17 protein-coding genes are annotated in these 19,528 nt (G+C 37.7%); 12 read left to right on the top strand and 5 right to left on the bottom strand.

The window, feature by feature from the left end; all coding sequences use genetic code 11:
* Nucleotides 1–30: 30 nt before the first annotated feature.
* The 5 genes from LUD75_RS15270 (at nucleotide 31) to LUD75_RS15250 (ending at nucleotide 7,123) form a co-directional block, all read left to right on the top strand.
* A complete protein-coding gene (locus LUD75_RS15270) occupies nucleotides 31–522 on the top strand; it encodes a T9SS type A sorting domain-containing protein (protein ID WP_232706698.1) in 492 nt (163 codons plus the stop codon).
* Entirely contained in the window at nucleotides 519–3,155 is a 2,637-nt protein-coding gene (locus LUD75_RS15265) for a carbohydrate-binding domain-containing protein (RefSeq protein WP_232706697.1), read from the top strand. The genes LUD75_RS15270 and LUD75_RS15265 overlap by 4 nt, the downstream gene beginning before the upstream one ends.
* A gap of 234 nt (nucleotides 3,156–3,389) precedes the next feature.
* Nucleotides 3,390–3,869, top strand: coding sequence for a BON domain-containing protein (locus LUD75_RS15260; protein ID WP_034976341.1), 480 nt, complete (start codon nucleotides 3,390–3,392; stop codon nucleotides 3,867–3,869).
* Nucleotides 3,870–3,871: 2 nt separating this feature from the next.
* Nucleotides 3,872–4,288: an SH3 domain-containing protein gene (locus tag LUD75_RS15255; protein WP_232706696.1), complete on the top strand. Its 417-nt coding sequence runs from the start codon at nucleotides 3,872–3,874 to the stop codon at nucleotides 4,286–4,288.
* 123 nt (nucleotides 4,289–4,411) lie between these two features.
* Nucleotides 4,412–7,123: a TonB-dependent receptor gene (locus LUD75_RS15250; protein ID WP_232706695.1), complete on the top strand. Its 2,712-nt coding sequence runs from the start codon at nucleotides 4,412–4,414 to the stop codon at nucleotides 7,121–7,123.
* 123 nt (nucleotides 7,124–7,246) lie between these two features.
* Here the strand turns inward: LUD75_RS15250 and LUD75_RS15245 are convergent, their stop codons facing one another.
* Nucleotides 7,247–8,215, bottom strand: a complete 969-nt coding sequence (locus LUD75_RS15245; RefSeq protein ID WP_232706694.1) for a glycosyltransferase family protein — start codon at nucleotides 8,213–8,215, stop codon at nucleotides 7,247–7,249.
* 12 nt (nucleotides 8,216–8,227) lie between these two features.
* Nucleotides 8,228–9,052, bottom strand: a complete 825-nt coding sequence (locus tag LUD75_RS15240) for a UDP-2,3-diacylglucosamine diphosphatase (RefSeq protein ID WP_232706693.1) — start codon at nucleotides 9,050–9,052, stop codon at nucleotides 8,228–8,230.
* A gap of 484 nt (nucleotides 9,053–9,536) precedes the next feature.
* Between LUD75_RS15240 and LUD75_RS15235 the strand changes: the two genes are divergently transcribed.
* The 5 genes from LUD75_RS15235 to LUD75_RS15215 all read left to right on the top strand — a co-directional run bounded on the left by LUD75_RS15235 (nucleotide 9,537) and on the right by LUD75_RS15215 (nucleotide 14,906).
* Nucleotides 9,537–10,772: a cation:dicarboxylase symporter family transporter gene (locus LUD75_RS15235; protein WP_232706692.1), complete on the top strand. Its 1,236-nt coding sequence runs from the start codon at nucleotides 9,537–9,539 to the stop codon at nucleotides 10,770–10,772.
* Nucleotides 10,773–11,024: 252 nt separating this feature from the next.
* Nucleotides 11,025–11,444, top strand: a complete 420-nt coding sequence (locus LUD75_RS15230; RefSeq protein WP_232706691.1) for a hypothetical protein — start codon at nucleotides 11,025–11,027, stop codon at nucleotides 11,442–11,444.
* A gap of 92 nt (nucleotides 11,445–11,536) precedes the next feature.
* A complete protein-coding gene (locus tag LUD75_RS15225) occupies nucleotides 11,537–12,988 on the top strand; it encodes a serine hydrolase (RefSeq protein WP_232706690.1) in 1,452 nt (483 codons plus the stop codon).
* A 485-nt stretch (nucleotides 12,989–13,473) separates the two neighbouring features.
* Nucleotides 13,474–14,580 carry an Mrp/NBP35 family ATP-binding protein gene (locus tag LUD75_RS15220; protein ID WP_232706689.1) on the top strand — a complete coding sequence of 369 codons (1,107 nt, stop codon included), beginning with the start codon at nucleotides 13,474–13,476 and terminating at the stop codon, nucleotides 14,578–14,580.
* 74 nt (nucleotides 14,581–14,654) lie between these two features.
* Nucleotides 14,655–14,906: a NifU family protein gene (locus LUD75_RS15215; protein ID WP_034969612.1), complete on the top strand. Its 252-nt coding sequence runs from the start codon at nucleotides 14,655–14,657 to the stop codon at nucleotides 14,904–14,906.
* Between the two features lie 38 nt (nucleotides 14,907–14,944).
* Here LUD75_RS15215 and LUD75_RS15210 read toward each other — a convergent pair whose 3' ends face one another.
* Complete coding sequence (locus LUD75_RS15210) at nucleotides 14,945–15,286, bottom strand: YkvA family protein (protein ID WP_232706688.1); 342 nt, start codon at nucleotides 15,284–15,286, stop codon at nucleotides 14,945–14,947.
* Between the two features lie 94 nt (nucleotides 15,287–15,380).
* Entirely contained in the window at nucleotides 15,381–16,397 is a 1,017-nt protein-coding gene (locus LUD75_RS15205; RefSeq protein ID WP_232706687.1) for an NAD(P)H-dependent glycerol-3-phosphate dehydrogenase, read from the bottom strand.
* 209 nt (nucleotides 16,398–16,606) lie between these two features.
* Between LUD75_RS15205 and LUD75_RS15200 the strand changes: the two genes are divergently transcribed.
* On the top strand, nucleotides 16,607–17,491 hold the full coding sequence (locus LUD75_RS15200; RefSeq protein ID WP_232706686.1) for a M23 family metallopeptidase: 885 nt from the start codon (nucleotides 16,607–16,609) through the stop codon (nucleotides 17,489–17,491).
* An 81-nt stretch (nucleotides 17,492–17,572) separates the two neighbouring features.
* On the top strand, nucleotides 17,573–18,094 hold the full coding sequence (locus LUD75_RS15195) for a DUF4269 domain-containing protein (RefSeq protein ID WP_232706685.1): 522 nt from the start codon (nucleotides 17,573–17,575) through the stop codon (nucleotides 18,092–18,094).
* 48 nt (nucleotides 18,095–18,142) lie between these two features.
* Here the strand turns inward: LUD75_RS15195 and LUD75_RS15190 are convergent, their stop codons facing one another.
* Complete coding sequence (locus LUD75_RS15190; RefSeq protein WP_232706684.1) at nucleotides 18,143–19,477, bottom strand: trigger factor; 1,335 nt, start codon at nucleotides 19,475–19,477, stop codon at nucleotides 18,143–18,145.
* Nucleotides 19,478–19,528: the final 51 nt, after the last annotated feature.

Raw genomic sequence — 19,528 nt, 5'->3', positions numbered from 1 at the left:
AGATATTTTTGTTCATTAAAATAATTAAAAATGAACAATAACTATCACTTTTTCAGCAAAGTGTGTTTTATTTTTCTAATGTTTGCCGGCGTTTTCGGATTCGCACAGACAGGCGTTAAAATAAAATATTACACGGGAACTGAGCAAAGCTTTAATGTTTCGCCATCGGGAAAACTTTATTTTTCGGGAGACAATCTTTTGGTAAAAACTGAAGCCAATTCTACGGAAACAAGCATTCCTGTCAGCATTATCCAGAAAATTACTTTTACTGATGAAGTTTTGGCGACTCAGAATGTTGGTCTTAATAAAAGCAATCTTCAACTCTATCCAAATCCTTCCACAGATTACATCAGAATCAAATCTGAGGCAAAATCTCTGGATGTAAAAATTTATAATCTTGAAGGAAAATTGGTGGTTTCAGGAACTTACAAATCTGACGAAGATATCAATGTTTGTAAACTGAACGCTGGTGTTTACTTGGTTCAGGCAAATGGTGTAACGCTTAAATTTATCAAGAAATGAGAAAATCTATCTTATTAATAGTAATGATGCTTTTCTCTTTTTCGATGAAAGCTCAGCAAAAAGTGGTCGTTCACAATTCCGGCAACACGATGTACGTGTCACCAATTTCTTCGGTGGACAGCATCAAATTGGACAACATCTATTCTAAGTTCAAATTGAGCGGGCAGACCAGCACTTTGGATATCAGAAAAAACGTAATTGATAGTTTGACATTCACCAACAACACAGTCAATCTTGACAAAATCTACATCATCTACAACGGAACAGATAACGCAACGATTATCAATCCTTATTCGGCAAGCGGCGTAACCATCACTGCGACTGGCGGAACGGTTGCTGTAACCTCAACTTCTGCAACAAGCAATTTAGAATATAATCTTTTAGGAACAAGCACGAGCGGAAGTCTGACAATGAGTTCTACCTCACCCGCAAAATTTGTTCTTAATAATCTTAATCTGACCAATGCAGCTGGACCAGCAATTATCGTAACTGGCGCACAAACGCATACTTTTACTTTGCCAGTCGGAACAACAAGTTCATTGACCGACGGCCCTACAAATACCAAAAACGGCGCGTTACAAACCGACGGAAAAATTATTTTAACCGGAACGGGAAGTCTTAATATTAATGGTGTAAAAAAACACGGTGTTTCTACTTCAAAAGATATCGAAATCCAAAACGGAACAATCACCGTAACGGGTGCAGCTTCAGACGGATTACATTCCGAAGGTTTCACGATGAGCAACGGAACTTTGAAGTTGACAGCAGTTGGCGACGCGATTGACGCTGGCGATGCAGCAGTTTCAATTTCGGGAGGTTCAATCACTTCAACTTTAGCTTCGGCTGATGTGAAGGGAATCAAAACTGGAAGTAACACCATCAATATTTCTGGTGGAACCATTAATTTGATTTTGACAGGAGCGCAATCCAAAGCAATCAGCGCAAAAGGAAACATCACAATCAGTGGCGGGAATATTACGGCAAATCTTTCCGGTGCTGCAGTTCTTACAGCTTCCGGAACTGGATCTGACCCTTCCTACTCTACTGCAATTAAAACTGATGGCGTCTTGGCTGTGAGCAATGCAACCATTAATCTGACTTTAGCTTCAACTGCAAACGGCGGAAAAGGAATTTCGACAGGTAAGGAAATCAATATCAACAGCGGAAATATTACAATCTCAACAGCTGGAAACGGAGCGGCTTACACCAATACAACGGGTGTTGCAGATTCTTATTCATCTTCTGCGATTTCTTCTGATACTGATATCAATATTCTTGGTGGAACTTTGGTTTTGACTAATTCCGGAACGGCGAGCAAAGGAATTTCTGCTGATGGAAATGTAAGCATCTCTGGCGGAAGCACAACTGTGAATCTTTTAGGCGCCACATTGCTTAATGCTTCTGGAAGTGGATTCGACCCATCTTACCCAACAGGAATCAAAGCGGACGGAAAAGTTACAATCTCAAGCGGAAACGTTACAGTAACCGGAACAACATCCGCGACCGGAACAAAAGGAATTTCTGCAGATGCCGATATCGAAATTTCTGGTGGAACAATCAACATAACAACAGCCGGAGCTGGGTCAAAATACACCAACACAACCGGAGCAACGGATTCTTATTCTTCTGCTGCGATTTCGGGCGATGCAAACGTCATTATCAGCGGTGGCTCATTAACTACGAACAGTTCAGGAATCGCAGGAAAGGGAATCAAATCTGACGGTCAAGTTACCATCGGAACGGCGACAGGAAATCCAACTTTAAAGATTACAACTACTGGAGCAAGATTATTGGTTTCTGGAACAGATTATTCTCATCCAAAAACTTTGGTTGCTGCTGGTGCAATTGTCATTAATAATGGAAACAATACGCTCACTTCAACAGATGACGGCATTCATTCTGATGTTTCCGTAACCATCAACGGCGGAACAAACACGGTTTCTGCAATTTCTGCAACTTCTGGCGTTGGAGAAGGTGTTGAAGCACCATTGATTACTTTCGCTGGCGGCGTCAATAATATTACCGCTTCTAACGACGGCATCAACGCGACTTACGGAACGGTTTCTGGTGGAACTGAAGGAAACGACGGAAGTCATTTATATATTACTGGCGGAATTAACATTGTAACAGGAAGTGATGCAATTGACAGCAACGGAAACATTACAATTTCCGGCGGAACAACCATCGTCAACGGACCGACAAGTCAGCCGGAAGAAGGCATCGATTACAACGGAACGTTCCTAATGAACGGAGGAACATTAATATCTGCAGGTTCCAACGCCAATATGACAAAAGCAATGGGAGCAGCTTCTACACAAGTCAGTATGTACATCAAATCTTCGGCGCAGTTGGCTGCCACTTCTTTGTTACACATCGAAAATGCAGCGGGAACAGAAATGGTGACCTTTAAACCAAAAAATGCCGTTTACTATTTCCATTTCTCAAGTCCGAATTTAGCAAAATCAACGCAGTATAAAATCTACTTCGGTGGAAGTTACACAGGCGGAAGTTTTGTAGGCGGCGCAACAACTTGGGGATTGTACACCGGCGGAACTTATTCTACAACCGGAGCAACTTTGAAAAGCACGACTACAACGTCTGCTTCTGCAACAGTGAACACGATTTCATTCTAATAACTTAACTACTTTTATACAGATGGGAATGCAATTCATTTTGTGTTCCCATTTTTATTTTAAAAATCTCCTTCTCATAAAACTGTTAATTTTATTTAAAATTAATTTCTGTATCGAAAAAAAAATTAATTTTACAATAAGTGAAAGTTTAAAATTTAAATGACCGAAAAATCAACACAAATCCTTTTGGCATTAATTTTACTGCTTAAAAAAACATAAATTAATTTAATCACTATGAGAAAAACAATTAAAATCGCTGCTCTTGCCCTGATGGTCTCAATGACGGCTGTTTCTTGTAAAAAGAAAGTCTCTGATGCAGAATTGACATCACAGGCAACCACAACACTTACCGCTTACCCTGGAACTTCTGTGGAAGTGAAGGAAGGCAAAGCACACTTGAGCGGTGTTTTCGCAACCGAAGCTGACAAACAAGCGGCTATCGATGCTTTGAAAAAAGTTGAAGGTGTGAAAGATGTTCACGATATGGCAACTGTAGCTCCTGTAGCTGCGCCAGTAGAAGTAAACGTGGTTGACGCTGCGGTTCTAACAAAAGTAAACACAGCATTGAAAGACATCCCAGGTGTGAAAGCTGAAGATGTTGCTGGAACTTTGACATTGACAGGAACTACCACTGCTGCTAACGCAAGAAAAGTGAAAGAGTCTGTAGATGCTCTTAAAATTGGTAAATACGATAACAAAATAACAGTTAAATAATTATGAGCTTACAAGATAAATACGCAAGTGTAGTTTCTGCAGCTCAGTCTGCTGGACTTTCTGACCTTTCTGTTCAAGAGCAGGATGGCGTGTTGTATATCACAGGAAAAGCGGCAAACAGCGCTTCAAAAGACACAGTTTGGAACGCTTTAGGCGCTATCGATTCTTCTTACACAGCAACCGATATCAACATCGATGTTCAGGTTTCAGGATTGGCAGCTGGTGCTTCTTTGACGGTTGCAACAGATGATTCTAACTTAAACATTCGTCAGGAACCTTCAACGGACGCTTCTATCGTAGGAAAAGCTGCAAAAGGTGAAACCGTAACTTTGGTAGAGCAATCTTCTGACGACTGGTGGAAAATCAAAACAGCTGACGGCGAAGAAGGTTATGCTTATGCAAGATATTTGAAAGCTTAATTTTCAAAACGATTTAAAATCATATTAAAACCTCTGAATTTCAGGGGTTTTTTCTATTTTTAGCAATTGGCATTTAACATTGGTCTAATTTCCAATCTAACTTCTAACCATTAAAAACTATTGATGAGAAAATTCCTTTTCCTTTTGATTCTGATCTGCCTGAGACTAAGCGCACAAACTTACAACGTAAGCGGAAAAGTGACCGACGACAATAACGCGCCTTTGGAAAACGCAACGGTTTCACTCATCAAACAAAAAGATTCTTCCATCATCAATTTTACAGGAACGAATAAAAACGGGAATTTCAGCTTTAAAGTTCCAACTCAGAATGAACCTTCATTTTTACAGATTACAGGTGATAAAATTAAAACCTATTCTAAAAAATTTGATGTTATTAATAAGGACGAAGAACTTGGAAATATCAAATTGGTAAAAGACTTGGTAACGAGTATTGAAGAAGTTCAAATCACGGTTTCGCCTGTCAAAATCAAAAAAGATACGGTTGAATACACAGCTTCCTATCTAAAAGTAAAACCAGACGCAAAAATCGATGAATTATTAAAAGAAATTCCTGGCGTAGAAACAGATGAAGATGGGAAAATTACCATTAATGGAAAACCTGTGAACAAAATTCTTATCAACGGAAAACCATTTTTTAATAAAGATGGAACAATTGCTTTGCAGACTTTTCCGGCAGATATCATTAAGAAAATCCAATTCACAACGTCGAAGACAAGAGAAGAAGAATTCACCGGAAGAACGCCGAAATCCGACAGTATGACGGTCAACTTCAACATCGATGAAAAAAATAACAAAGGAAATCTCAGTAATCTGAGTCTGGGCTACGGAAGCAACAAACGTTATGAAGGCAATCTTTTTATGACGAGATTCCAGAAGGACAGAAATATTGCTCTGATTGCGGCCTCGAATAATATCAACACCACAGGATTTTCCGTCGATAGTTTTTTTGACAATGGTGGCACCAGAAGTAAAAACTCGGCGGTAAATGGCCGCGCCGTCAACAGCGGAATTATGCGGACTTCGATTATAGGAATCAATTATGCGGACAAAATTGGTGACAATCTGGATTTGGAAAAACTCAGTCTGCAGTACAACGACAGCAATCTGGAAACTTATTCTAAAACTTCTAGGACGACTTTTCTACCGGATTATAAGCTCGATAAAAACTCGGAGCGGAATGGAAATTCTGACACGAGTAAATTCAATGCGAATACGGATGCTAATCTTAAAATCGATTCTTTGACAAATGTTACGATTTCTGCCAATTTTGCGAACACTTCGGTTGATAATGTCAGCGACAGCAATACTTTCACGCTTCGAGACGACGAAAATCTGAACAGCAGCAAAAGTTCTGTTAGAGGAAATTCTGAGAACAACAACTTTAGTCCAACGATTGGTTTGACAAGGCGATTCAAAAATGAAAGACGTTCGCTCTCGGCTTCCATCAATAATACCTTTGCGCAAAGTGTGAACCGGAATTACAATCTTCAGGAAACTTTGTTTTTCCAAACGCCGGAGGATAATGATTACCGAAATCAGTTTTCTCAGACCAAAAATTCCAGAAATACGTTCGGAGCCAACTTCAAATATTTTGAACCGATTTCTGATTCGGCGACAGTTTCTATGGAAATGAATTTTGACCATCAGAATTTGAGCAATGAAAGAATCGTGAATGATTTTGACACCAATTCAAATGAATATTCAAACTACAATTCGTTGTTATCGAACACTTTAAATCAAAATAATGATTTTCTAAATACTGAAATCAATTACAACCTCAACAAAGAAAAACTGACCTTCCGTGCTGGCGCGAATCTTAATTATTCCAAACTTGACCTTAATTCGATTTATAATCAGGAAAATATACCGCTCAAAAAGAATTTTGTGCTGCCGGAATATAGTTTGATGTTGCAATATAAGTTCACAAAAAGCAAGAGCCTGAGAATTACGAACAATGCCAATTACACTATTCCATCGGCAATGGAACTGAATCCTTTCATCGATATTTCAAATCCATTAATCACGGTTCAGGGAAATAAAGATTTGAAAAGCACGTGGCAAAACTCGACGAACATCAATTATAATTCTAATGATGTGGCGAGAGGAATCAACTTTTTTGCGACGATGAATTTCAGTTATATCAATAATGACATTGTGGATTTTTCTTACTTTGATGAGTCCGGGAAACAGTTCAGCACGTACGCGAACATCAGCGGAAACAAGCGCGCGAACTTCAACACCTCGTTTTCCAAAAGTTACAAATGGAACGGAAACCGATTGAGAATTGCACCGACATTCTCAACAAGTTACAGCTACAGAAAGGGATTTGTGGACGCTACACAATTCACGAATGATATTTACACGCTTTATCCGAGGCTGAATGTGACGCTCAACTGGAAAGACATTATGGATGTTCGTTCGTCTTTTGGAATCAATTATTCTTACTCGCATTACACCAATTACAGTCTGGACAAAACGAAAATCGCCAACCAAACGGTCAATATCGGAACGACCAATTATTTCCTGAAGAAAGACCTTTTTTGGGAGAATGATTTCCGGTACGCAAACAATTCCAACATTTCGGCTGGTTTCAACCGAGCGTCATATTTCTGGAATTCGAGTTTGACTTATCAGTTTTACAAGAAGCAGATGATGCTGAAATTCAAAGTGTATGATTTACTGAATCAGCGCCAGAACATCACGAGAACAATTGGTGACAATTATGTGGAGGATAAGGAAGAATTGATTTTGCGCCGTTATTTTATGCTGACTTTGATATTTAAATTCAATAAAATTGGTGGAAGTAAATCTTAAAAAGTTTAAACCACATAGACACATAAGAACAAATTTGAAAAGGAAGTAATATTAAGTTCAAATAGCTATGTAATCTTAATATTATTTCTACTTACTTATATCTATGTGCCTATGTGGTTTCAATCAATACAAAACCTCTTTCGTCAAAATACTTTCAATATTATCCGGATAATTGACCTCAATCAAATTTTCAGAATTAATCCAATTCCTGATTTTTGTCGAATCCAACTTGGTCGCATTTGCAACGCCCATTTTGTCGAGCGCAAAGGCGTTACATTCCTGTTCGTATTGATTTTCTATTGGGATTACGAATAATTTTTTGTCCATAAACATTGCTTCCGCAGGTGTTTCGAAGCCAGCGTTACAAAGAATTCCTTCACAAGATTCGAAAAGCTCAAGGTATTTTTTCTCATCAATCGGGAAAATCTCCACATTATTGAACTTCTGATTTTGCTTGGCATATTTTGAAAACACTTTCCATTGAACATCAATTCTCGTCAGGAAATTAGTGATGACTTCGTCCGAAAAACTGGGAAGATAAACCAAGTAATGACCTTGATTGGTTGGATTCAGATTTCTGATTTTTTGTCTGATGACAGGCTTTTTGATATGTGAATTATAGTTCTCGAAATGAAAACCAATTTTCTTTTTGCAAGGCACATAACCATTCAAAATCAAACTTCCCAACCAATCTCTTTTCTCAGGTTTTGGTGTTTCCTTAAAGGTCAAAGAAGCCTGATGACTGAGTTCCACAATTGGCAGATTTTTTAGTTTCGCCGCCCAACCTGTCAAAGGCTCAAAATCATTGATAATCAAATCATAAGCTGATAAATCCAAATCTTTGATAACTTTTGCCGCTTTGCAGAAATTGTTTTCCAAAAATGTCTTTTTATAAGACAATCCGCCCGTTTTGTTATAAAGCAAAGAAACACCTTTAAAACGGAAATCAATATCAAAATCTGACTTCAATTGCGTCTGATGTCCGCTTATCAAAGTGTCTACCAATGCGTGTTTTTTGAGAATCGGGATGATTTCCTGAGCTCTGGCGAGATGTCCGTTTCCTGTGCCTTGGAAGGCATATAATACTTTCATTAATTTGTGTTTTTATATCATTTGAGTTACGATTTTCATCAATTCCTCACTATTAATTTCTTTTAATTCGTCTGATTCTTCGTCAAGCAACGTGTGCTTTTCATCTTCATAATAGAACAATTTCCATTCGCCATTTTGATATTCCAAAGCGGAAAGATTTTCCACCCAATCGCCAGAATTCAGATAAGTGCATTTTCCTTTTTTGCCAATCACTTCTCGGATTTGAGGTTGATGAATATGTCCGCAAATCACGTAATCGAAGTTATTTTCAATCGCCAATTCCGAAGCCGTCAATTCAAAATCGCCGATATATTTCACCGCTTTTTTGACATTATTCTTTATCTTTTTTGAGAATGAATATTTCTCCTTTCCCATTTTCTCCAGAAACCAATTCACGAGATTGTTGAACGCAATCAACAAATCATAACCTTGTCCGCCCAATTTCGCAATCCATTTAGAATGCTGAACCGAAGCATCGAAAACATCGCCGTGAAAAATCCACGCCTTTTTGTCTCCAAGTTTCAAAACGTGTTTATTGCACAATTTCAATTTTCCCAATTCAAAATCTGTAAAGTTCCGAAAAGCCTCATCGTGATTGCCTGTGATGTAGAAAACTTCTGATTCTTTGGTTGCAAATGAGATTAATTTCTTGACTACTTTCAAATGAGATTTCGGGAAATAGGATTTCTTGAACTGCCAAATATCAATGATGTCGCCATTCAGAATCAAAGTTTTCGGACGAATGGAATTGAGATAACGCAACAATTCCTTCGCCTTGCAACCGTAAGTTCCAAGATGCACATCAGAAATAATGACAATTTCGACATCTCTTTTCATATTTGGATTAAGGGCGATTTCATTCACAATCAGATTTATACAAAGAACGATTTCTAATTTGAACTGTGCGTGAATCGTATTTTATATTTATTGATACGAAACGGATGAATTTCCTGATTGTCTTAATATTAATTTAAAAAATAAGTGGATATTCTCTCAAAAATATTAGTTTTGTTCAGTTACAATTTACATTGAGTCTTGCGGTGCTGAGATTTGAACACAAAGCACACAAGGATTTTTTGAAATTGAAACTGCTTTAGGGTCACAAAGTCGCTTCGCTTAAGATTGTTTGGTTGAAATCTTGGTGATTTTAAACGCAAAGGTTTTCGATTGCTGAAAAAATTTTTAGGAAGCAAAGATTTTGCTAAAGCAAATAATGAAGCGAGCGCTTAGAAAACGGATTTATTCGGTTCTTTGCTCTCTAAATCTTTAAGTTGAAAAAATAATCTTTGCGTTTAAGAAATTAAAATTTATAATAAAAGTTATGAAAGGTCAGAATAAACTGTTTATCGCAATTATCATCGGATTGGTTTTGGGCGTTATTTTAGGAGGAATTGTCCACACCAGTTACCTCGAATCGAAAGAGGAATTCGCTAAGAATATCAAATTGCTGGGAACGGTTTTTATCCGATTGATTCAGATGATTATTGCGCCATTGGTTTTCTCGACCTTGGTTGTGGGAATTGCAAAAATGGGCGACATCAAAATGGTGGGTCGTGTTGGGACGAAGGCGATGCTTTGGTTTATCTCGGCGTCTTTGGTCTCGTTATCGATTGGTTTGGTTTTGGTGAATTGGCTGGAGCCTGGACACGTGACGCAACTTCCGATTCAGGATGTTTCGTCCGCTTCTGACATTGTGAGCAACAGCAAAGGTTTTTCTATGGAAGACTTTGTGACGCACATCATTCCGAAAAGTTTGTTCGAAGCATTTGCGACCAATGAGGTTCTTCAAATCGTGGTTTTTTCCGTAATGTTCGGGATTGCCCTTTCTGCGATGGGTGAAGAATATACGAAACCCGTCATCAAAGGTCTGGACGTGATTGCCCACGCGATTTTGAAAATGGTAGGTTACATTATGTGGGTGGCGCCTTTGGGTGTTTTCGGAGCGATTTCTGCGGTAGTGGCGACGAATGGTTTTGAGATTTTCAAAGTTTACGCCATCTATTTGCGTGATTTTTTCTTTGCACTCGGCATTCTTTGGTTGGTGCTTTTGTTGGTTGGATATATGATTCTCGGCAACCGACTTTTCGAATTGTTGAGAAGAATCAAAGAACCTTTGTTGATTGCATTTTCCACCACAAGTTCTGAAGCTGTTTTTCCGAAGTTGGTAGAGGAATTGGAAAGATTTGGTTGCAATAGTAGGATTGTTTCGTTCATTTTGCCATTGGGATATTCCTTCAATCTGGACGGAAGTATGATGTATATGACATTTGCCTCGATTTTCATTGCTCAGATTTACGGCATCGATATGCCACTTGGACAACAAATCATAATGCTTTTGGTTTTGATGTTGACAAGTAAAGGAATTGCCGGCGTTCCGAGAGCGAGTCTGGTAATTATTGTCGCCGCGTGTGGAATGTTTGATATTCCGGTGGAAGGCATTGCGTTGATTTTACCAATCGACCACTTCTGCGATATGGGAAGAAGTATGACGAATGTTTTGGGTAATGCTTTGGCGACGTCTGCGGTGAGTAAGTGGGAAGGGCAATTGGAGAGTTAGGAAATATTTTCGATAATTTTTAGTACAATTACATAAACAAATCAATTGAAATTCAATTCATTATATTTTGGAATAACATTAATTATTTTAAGCTTCATTGGAACCTTATATTCTATTTATTATTTTGTTTTTACAATTCCCATATTCATTTTAGGTTGTATAATTATTATATTTTCTAAAATTAAAATAATATACAAGATACTAATTATATTACTGCCACTACTTTTATTTTCCCCTGTTAATTCTTTAAAATTGGAATTATATTCACACTTAACACGTAAAGAATTTATAATTTCTAAAAATTATTCTGGTCCAGTAAGGATTGTTTTTGAAGAAAAGTGTGGACAGAATATTGATAACAAAACGTATCAAATTCCAAATGATGGCGTTTTGATATTATCTGTGAAAGATGATGGAGCAATAAACCATCATTACTTTTACCTTGATAAAGATGGAAAAAAAATAATAATTCCTGAAGCAGAAATTATTAGTAGCAGAAAACCTGTTCCAAGTCTTTTGTCGCTCGGTTATGGTTATACTGAGATGACAGATATAAAATATTACGATTTTTATATCTATAATGGAGATTCCATTAGGTATAATTTCTTTGCAAGTAATCCTAAACTTGATAGCATAACAAGAGAAAGTCTAATTCGTTGTAGAAAAAAATAACAGTTTAGATTCTTTCAGAATGACAAAATTGTGTTTAAACGATGTAACAAATCAAAGCTCAGAATTGTCTTGATGTCGTAAACCGATAACTAATGAAACAAGCCTTCTTAATTTTATTCTTTTTAAATCTTTCATTTTTAGAACTTTGTCAAAAAACAGAGCAGACAAAATCCATCGACAATTACCTGACCGAAGTGATGAAAACTTATGAGATTCCCGGTTTGGCAGTTGGTGTTGTGAAAAATGATAAAATTATTTTTCAAAAATATTACGGCAGAGAAAATTTGGAGTCTGATAAAAAAGTGGATTCAAATTCTCTTTTCAGGGTTTATTCGACGACGAAACTGATTACCAATGTTGCTGTTTTCCAGTTGATTGAAAAAGGGAACCTTTCGCTTGAAGATAAAATATCGAAGTATGTTGACCATCTTCCAAAAGAATGGCAGGATGTGAAAGTCAAAAATCTGTTGTCGCATTCATCTGGCATTCCGGATTTTGCCAGATATGAGGATATTTCTGCCGATGCTTCCAACGCTGAAGTTTTTGCAAGATTGGCAAAGGAAAAAATGGAATTCGAGACTGGAAATCAATTCAGTTACAACCAGACGAATTTTATGCTTTTGGCGATGATTATCGAAAAAATTACGGGACAAAAATTTGAAGATTATGTTTTGAAAAATCAATTTTCTGATGCTAAAAACAAAGTGATATTCTCTTCCAATTCTCTAGAGGAAATCCCGCATCGCGTTCAAAAATATGTGTTTAATGATTCTCTCAAACAGTACAAAAAATCGACGCACGTTGGCGGTGTGAGGGCGCATCCTGGCAACGGATTGGCGATTTCGCTTCCAGATTTTCTGCAATGGAGCCTTCATCTGGCTAAAAACAAATTCCTGAAGAACGAGACGAAAAAGCTGATGTGGCAACCGTTTGATTACACCAACAAGCAAGATGTTTTTGCACACGGCTGGGAAATTACCAAAACTGGAAACGTTACATCTTACGGTTTTTCTGGCGGAAATGTGAGTGCATACAGTCTATTTCCGGAGAATAATTTGTCTATCATTTTTATGTCAAATGGTTACAAATACAATGCTTTTCCGCCTTTATATTTTATAGTCAACCATATTGCAGGATTGATGGATAAACAATTAGCCAATCCGTATTTATCCAGAGAAGAATCTGTTATTTTTGATTTAATTAATAAACCTGATGTCAAAAAGGAAATCTATGGTTATCGGATTGAGAATGATAACGTGATTTTCATTTACAAAATTCCTAAAGACTTAAATGTAAAAGCGATAACGAAGATGGCTGTTGCAGGTTCATTCAATGATTGGAATCCTGGGAATACGGCTTATCAAATGGTTTTAAAGGACAACAATACATTTGAGTTGGCGTTGCCGAAATCTCAATTCGAGAAAGGGAAAACGTATGAGTTCCGATTTGTGATGAACAAAAATGGCTGGCTCTCCACACCTTACAGCACACTCAATACCAATGGGAATCCTAATGATAATAATTTGACTTTGACGGTTGATTAAACATTTCGCCCCTTCAGGGCTTATTAATCGTGGCTTCTAATTGACATCGGGCTTCACCCGATGCTATTGATATTGAGCCACTTCGTGGCTTTTTAAATGAAACTTTTTTTGAGAACAATAGAAAACAGAAATATGTTTTTAATTGACAAAACGTGATTTGGAGACAAAATCCCTAGCCCTGATGGGAACGGCATCCTTTTGTGGCATTGCGGGAAAAAACTTCAATCAAGATGCTGCACGCCAATCGCAATGACAAAAAAGATATAGTGGACAGCAGGTTCCCGGCTCCTAATGAGTTGGAGTGTGGGAGAGTTTGAGAGTTGATGAGTTTTTACGTTACGCTTATCTCTCGAACACTAAAACACTCCAACCCTCCCACCCAACACGTCTGCCAAAAATCATTAACATAGACAAAATCACAAATCGTATTGATTCTAAATTAATTTTAAAATCCGTAAATTTGCAGGATTAAGAATCAAATTTTTATGCTGACGAAATCAAAGGTTCAGGATTTCCTGAAAGAGATAGAAGTGGAAGACCTGGTAAGTAATTTTCAGGTGATGGGAGACGATATTTATATTGATATGACGGCCCACTCTCCGGCAATGCACGAGAAAAAGAAACTGGAAGTGGCTATGAAGCAGGCTTTTGCTTCTGAATTTGGAGAGCACGTGAATCTTAAATTGAAAATCACGTCTCCGGAATTACCAGCAACGCCGGTGACCAACGAAATCAAAGGAAAGCAAATCGCTGGAATTCAAAATATCATTGCCATCGCTTCCGGAAAAGGTGGCGTTGGAAAATCTACGGTTGCGGCGAACCTTGCGGTGACGTTGGCAAAAATGGGCTTCAAAGTTGGATTGCTGGATGCGGATATCTACGGACCATCTGTCCCGACAATGCTTGATACAGAAGGTCAAAAACCAATTTCTGTGGAAGTAAACGGCAGAAACCTGATGAAGCCAATTGAAAATTACGGCGTGAAAATGCTGTCCATCGGATATTTCTCAGGTGCCAACCAAGCGGTTGTCTGGAGAGGACCAATGGCTTCCAAAGCGTTGAATCAAATGATTCGTGATGCGGATTGGGGCGAATTGGATTTCTTGTTGATTGACCTTCCTCCGGGAACTGGCGACATTCATCTATCTATCATTCAGGAAGTTCCGGTGACTGGTGCGGTGATTGTGAGTACGCCTCAACACGTTGCTTTGGCGGATGTGAGAAAGGGAATCGCGATGTTCAATATGGAAAGTATCAACATTCCGGTTTTGGGATTGATAGAAAATATGGCTTATTTCACGCCGGAAGAGTTACCTGAGAATAAATATTATATCTTTGGCAAACAAGGTGCTCAGTTTATGGCCGAGGATTTGGGAATTCCGGTTTTGGGAGAGATTCCATTGATTCAGAGCATCAGAGAAGCGGGTGACGTTGGAAGACCAGCGGCGCTTCAGGAAAATTCTAAGATTTCTGAGATTTACATCAAGACTGCTCAGAATATGGTAGAAAGTCTTGTTGAGAGAAACAAAAATCTACCTGCAACCGAAGCCGTTAAAATTACAACAATGGCGGGTTGTTCTCCGAAAAAATAAAAGTTCCCCTTCTCTGAAGGGGTGGCGAATTTCGCAGAAATTTTGACGGGGTAGTTAATAAGAAAATATATAAAATGGATAATAATACAAATCAAATTCAGGAAGAACTGGTAACCAAGGTGATGGATGCTTTGGAAAGCATTCGTCCGTTTTTGCAGAAAGACGGCGGCGATATTGAATTGGTTGACGTTCAGGAGAAGAAAGTATTCGTAAAACTTTTGGGAAGCTGCTCAAGTTGCGGCATCAGCAGTTCTACGATGAAGCTGGGTGTGGAAAGCACCATCAAGCAACACGCTCCGGAGATTGAAGAAGTCATCAGCGTTTAAAAATAAAAATCCCGACTCAGTTTTGAATCGGGATTTTTTTATTCAACTATTTCAGCATCCTGTATCTGAGAATTTCCACCTTTTCTGAGTTGGCTTTCCCAAAGCAGGAATTTATCCACTTCTTTCATCAGCATCGGAATGGCCAAAGCCAAGATTGCTAAATCATCCAGAGCACCTACAACAGGTACGAAATCGGGAATAATATCTATTGGCGAAATCACATAGATCAAAGCCAAAGCTGGGATTAATACGTCTGTGAATTTCATTTTATATTCGCCTCTATACCAGAGTTTGAACATTCGGTACACAGAAGGAATCTTCTGCAGAAATCCTTTGTGTTTGATGGCTTCCTGAGCCAGTTTTAATTTTGAATATTTCATTTATGTGTTTGTTTTATTTTTTTCGACTTATCAAATTTCGCAAATTCTATTCCAATCAAATCATGGAAAATCGTAATGTTTTGTTAATTAATTATTAAGTCAATTTATCAGTCAATTTTGCAAATTGTTTTTCTGCACTTTTGCCTTCATAAAGAATATCGTAAACAGCGTTGATAATTGGCAATTTCAATTTCTTTTCTTCACATATCGAATAGATTCCTTTTGTGGCATAATATCCTTCCGCAACCATACTCATGGACTGTATTGCAGATTTTACCGTGTAGCCTTTACCAATTAAGTTTCCAAGGTTTCTGTTTCTTGAGAATAAGGAATAAGCGGTTACAATTAAATCGCCAAGATATGCACTGTCATTCACATCTCGTTTCTCCGGATAAATGGATTCTAAGAAAATTTCCATTTCACGGATTGCGTTGGAAACATAAACCGCGATGAAGTTATCTCCATAACCCAAACCACTTGCAATCCCCGCTCCTATTGCGTAGATATTTTTTAGAATTGCTGAATATTCGTTTCCGAGAATATCGCAGCTTGTATTGACCTTGATATAATAAGAAGACAAAATGCTTTTCAAAACATCCGCATCTTCTTGCTGAGCCACAGCAACCGTCAAATAAGAAAGTCTTTCCATCGCTACTTCTTCTGCGTGACAAGGGCCTGCAATCACCGCCTGATTTTTGAATCCTATTTTGAATTGATCTTTTAAATAATGCGCAACAATATCATTGTGTTTCGGAACAATTCCTTTGATGGCAGAACAGAATAATTTGTCCTGATATTCACAGGTCAATTTCTCCATTGATTCTGCTAAATATATGGACGGAACTGCCAGAATAATTACATCTGAATTGGAAACCAACTCATTGATATCGGTAGTAATTTGTAATTTCTTTAAGTTGAAAGAAACTGTTGTAAGATACGTCGGGTTGTGTCCACGTTGCTCAATTGCGCCTTTCACGAACTCGTTTCGGACGCACCAATTCACGGTTTTACAATTTTCTGCAAGCATTTTTACAATGGCTGTTGCAAAACTTCCGCTTCCTAAAACGCCAACGCGCACATTTTTAGATGATTTAGTCGATTTCTTAGTCATTCTTTATCTGCATTTTCAATTATAAATATCTATTACTTTCCAAGATTACAAATCTAATGTAATTTGTGAATTTACATAAATCTATTTTCCTTTTTAAAATAATTTAAGAATAATTAACTTTTATTGAAGTCATTAATATTCAAAACAAGGATTAACATTGATAAAAATAAAAATTTCTTACTTTTGCAGTCCATTTTAAAAATTAATTGATGGTCCAATTTCTGAAATCGAAAAAGAAAAAAAATATCGTTCTCATTTTATTATTAATTGTCTGTTTTGTGCAGGCTCTCATTATCGCCAAATTATATAATGGTGCTGATAATAAGGTTTATCCAGTCAATCTTGTGAAAATTAATAATGAAAAAGATAGCATCGATCACCTTCAGCTGAAAACAGATCTTGCGATTGTAGATCAAAGCATCAGAAGCATCGACGGATTCCTGAAATCAAAAAACGTCTCGGATCTCAGAATTGAAAATCTGGCAAAAGACAGTCTTCAAAACGAAGTTTACCTTGCAAAAGTCAGCAACCGCTACAGCCAATATCTGATTGATCTCGAGCAGAAATTGCAGCAAGTTCCATTGGGAATTCCGACCGACGGCTATATTTCCTCTAACTTCGGCATCAGAAAAAATCCAATTCCTCCGAAGGCTGACCCCAAACTTGCTGCTCAAACTAATGTTGCTGAGGAAAAAGACAGTTTAGGAAATGTAATTAAACGTCAGGCAATCGTAAAAGAAGACAAAAATGCGTCCAGCAATGCACCGGCAGAGAAAGACCAGATGCAGTTTCACAAAGGCCTGGATATCGCTGTTGCCTACGGAAGTCCGGTGAAATGTGCTGCTGCCGGAAAAGTAATTTTCGCTGGTGTGAAAGGCGGTTACGGAAATTGTGTGATCGTAGAACACGGTAATGGTTTAGCTACACTTTATGGTCATCTTTCAGAACTTTTGGTCGAGACTAATGACCGGGTGAAAGTCGGACAAATCATTGCAAAATCAGGAAATACAGGCCGATCTACAGGGCCTCATCTTCATTATGAAGTTCATAAAAATAATCAGCCGATCAATCCGAGGTTGTTTTTGAATTTTTAATTTATATGTCTTTGAGAGCCTCAGACTGACAACTGGGGAAATTTTGGAAACCTCAGACTGGCAAAATAATAATTAGCATCAATGGACTTTCTAACTTTAGAGTATTTGAAAAATGGATCTGAGATTCAGAGAAGAATATTTCAGGTTTTAGAGAATCATCAGATCTTTCAAAAACTTAAGAAATACAATCCGATTCTTGCAGGGACTTTTCCTATTGGAATCAATATCGATGGAAGTGACCTTGATATTATTCTGGAAACTGATGATTTTGAAACTTTAAAGAAATTATTGATCAAGGAATTTCAGAATCAAGAACAATTCAGCATTAACTTAACTGAAATCAATGAAGTCGAATCTCTGATCTGTAAATTCCAAATGGAAGAATTTCCTGTAGAGATATTTGCTCAAGACCAACCGACTGATCGTCAAAATGCTTATCTGCATATGATCAAGGAGTTTGAGATTCTGGAAAAAGAAGGCGATGAATTTCGGAGAAAAATCATCGAACTAAAAAAACAAGGCTTGAAAACCGAACCGGCATTTGCCAAATTGTTAGGATTGACAAGAGATCCGTACATTGAACTTTTAAAATATCAGTCATAAAAAAAGCGACCCAATCTGGATCGCTTTTTATATACAATTGAGAATTAATTATTTCTTCAATTCTTCAAGAAACTCGTCGTGAGAGATTACAGTTTCTGTTTTCTTAGATTTTTCCAAAATCACATCTTTCAATTTTGCCATAGCAACTTCAGAAGAGATTTGTCTTACCTGGTTTTCGTCTTTCAACATTTCTGCTGCATATTTCTGAACCTCATCGTCGCCTAAGTGGTGGATTCCGTAGATCGCCAATTGGTTTCTTACCAACTGCTCAGCTTGTCCAAGAACTTCAGCATAATCCAACTGGATGTCATTATCGTTCATCAATTTTCCTTCAAGGATCTGACCTTTGATAATGTTTTTCTCGTTTTCAAGGATTTCTTTTGCCTGCTCTTCAGAAGTGATGTTTTGGTTTGAGAACAACAACCATTTGATCAAGAAAGCCTCAGGTAATTTGATCTCTTCTTTTTCATTTACTTGCTGAAGGATTTTGTTTACGAAATGAACATCAGCATTTTGCTGGAAATATTCGTCCAATTCAGTTTTAACTCTAGCTTTCAATTCTTCTTCAGTTGTGATTACGTCTTTACCGTAAACTTTGTCGAACAACTCTTGGTCAAGTTCAGCCAATTTCAATCCGTAGATATCTTTTACTGTAACCTCAACTTCGTTGTGGTGAAGGTGTTCTGCATCTTCTTTTGAGAATCCTAACTGAGTTGCCAATTCTTCCTTAGCTTGCAGGTCTTCTTTAGAAACTTTTACAGATTCGTCTTTTTTCAATTTTTTCACCAAATCGTAAGCTTCTTTCTGATCTTTAGAAATCGTTACGTTTTTTGGAGCGTGGTTGTGTTCACCTTCTGCACCTTCTTCTACAACCTGAGCAATTTCCAAAGCTACGTAAGAATCTTTACCAATTTTATCTTCCGGTAATCTCTCTGCGAAACGCTTTTGCATATTCTCAACACTTGTAGAGATTTCTTTTTCAGAAGCTTCTACTTTGTAATGAGGCGCTTCATATTTAGCCAAATCAACTGTGAATTCCGGCTCATAGCCAACTTCGAAAGCTACAGATAAAGATTCTGCATTGTGATCGAAATCGTTTACCGGCTGAGGAACAGGCTGACCTACCAATCTAAGTTTGTTTTCACTTACATAGCCATTCAAAGCTTCAGAAACCTGTTTGTTGATCTCTTCGAAAGCGATGCCTGCTTCATATTGTTTTTTAACCATACTCAATGGCACTTTTCCTTTTCTGAATCCAGGAACCTGCGCATTTTTTGCATAGTTTAGTAGTTGCTTTTCAACTTTTTCTTTATAATCAGATTTTTCCAATGTTACCGTAAGCAATGCACTTACATCGTCATGGTTTGTAGCTGTAACGTTCATTAATTGAAATTTTTAGGTTGCAAAAGTAGTCAAATTCTAAGGAACTTCAAA

This window comes from Epilithonimonas sp. JDS, assembly GCF_021261315.1.
GTDB lineage: Bacteria > Bacteroidota > Bacteroidia > Flavobacteriales > Weeksellaceae > Epilithonimonas.
The sequence above is the reverse complement of the archived record's forward strand: the minus strand, read 5'-3'. Positions and strand labels throughout refer to the sequence as shown.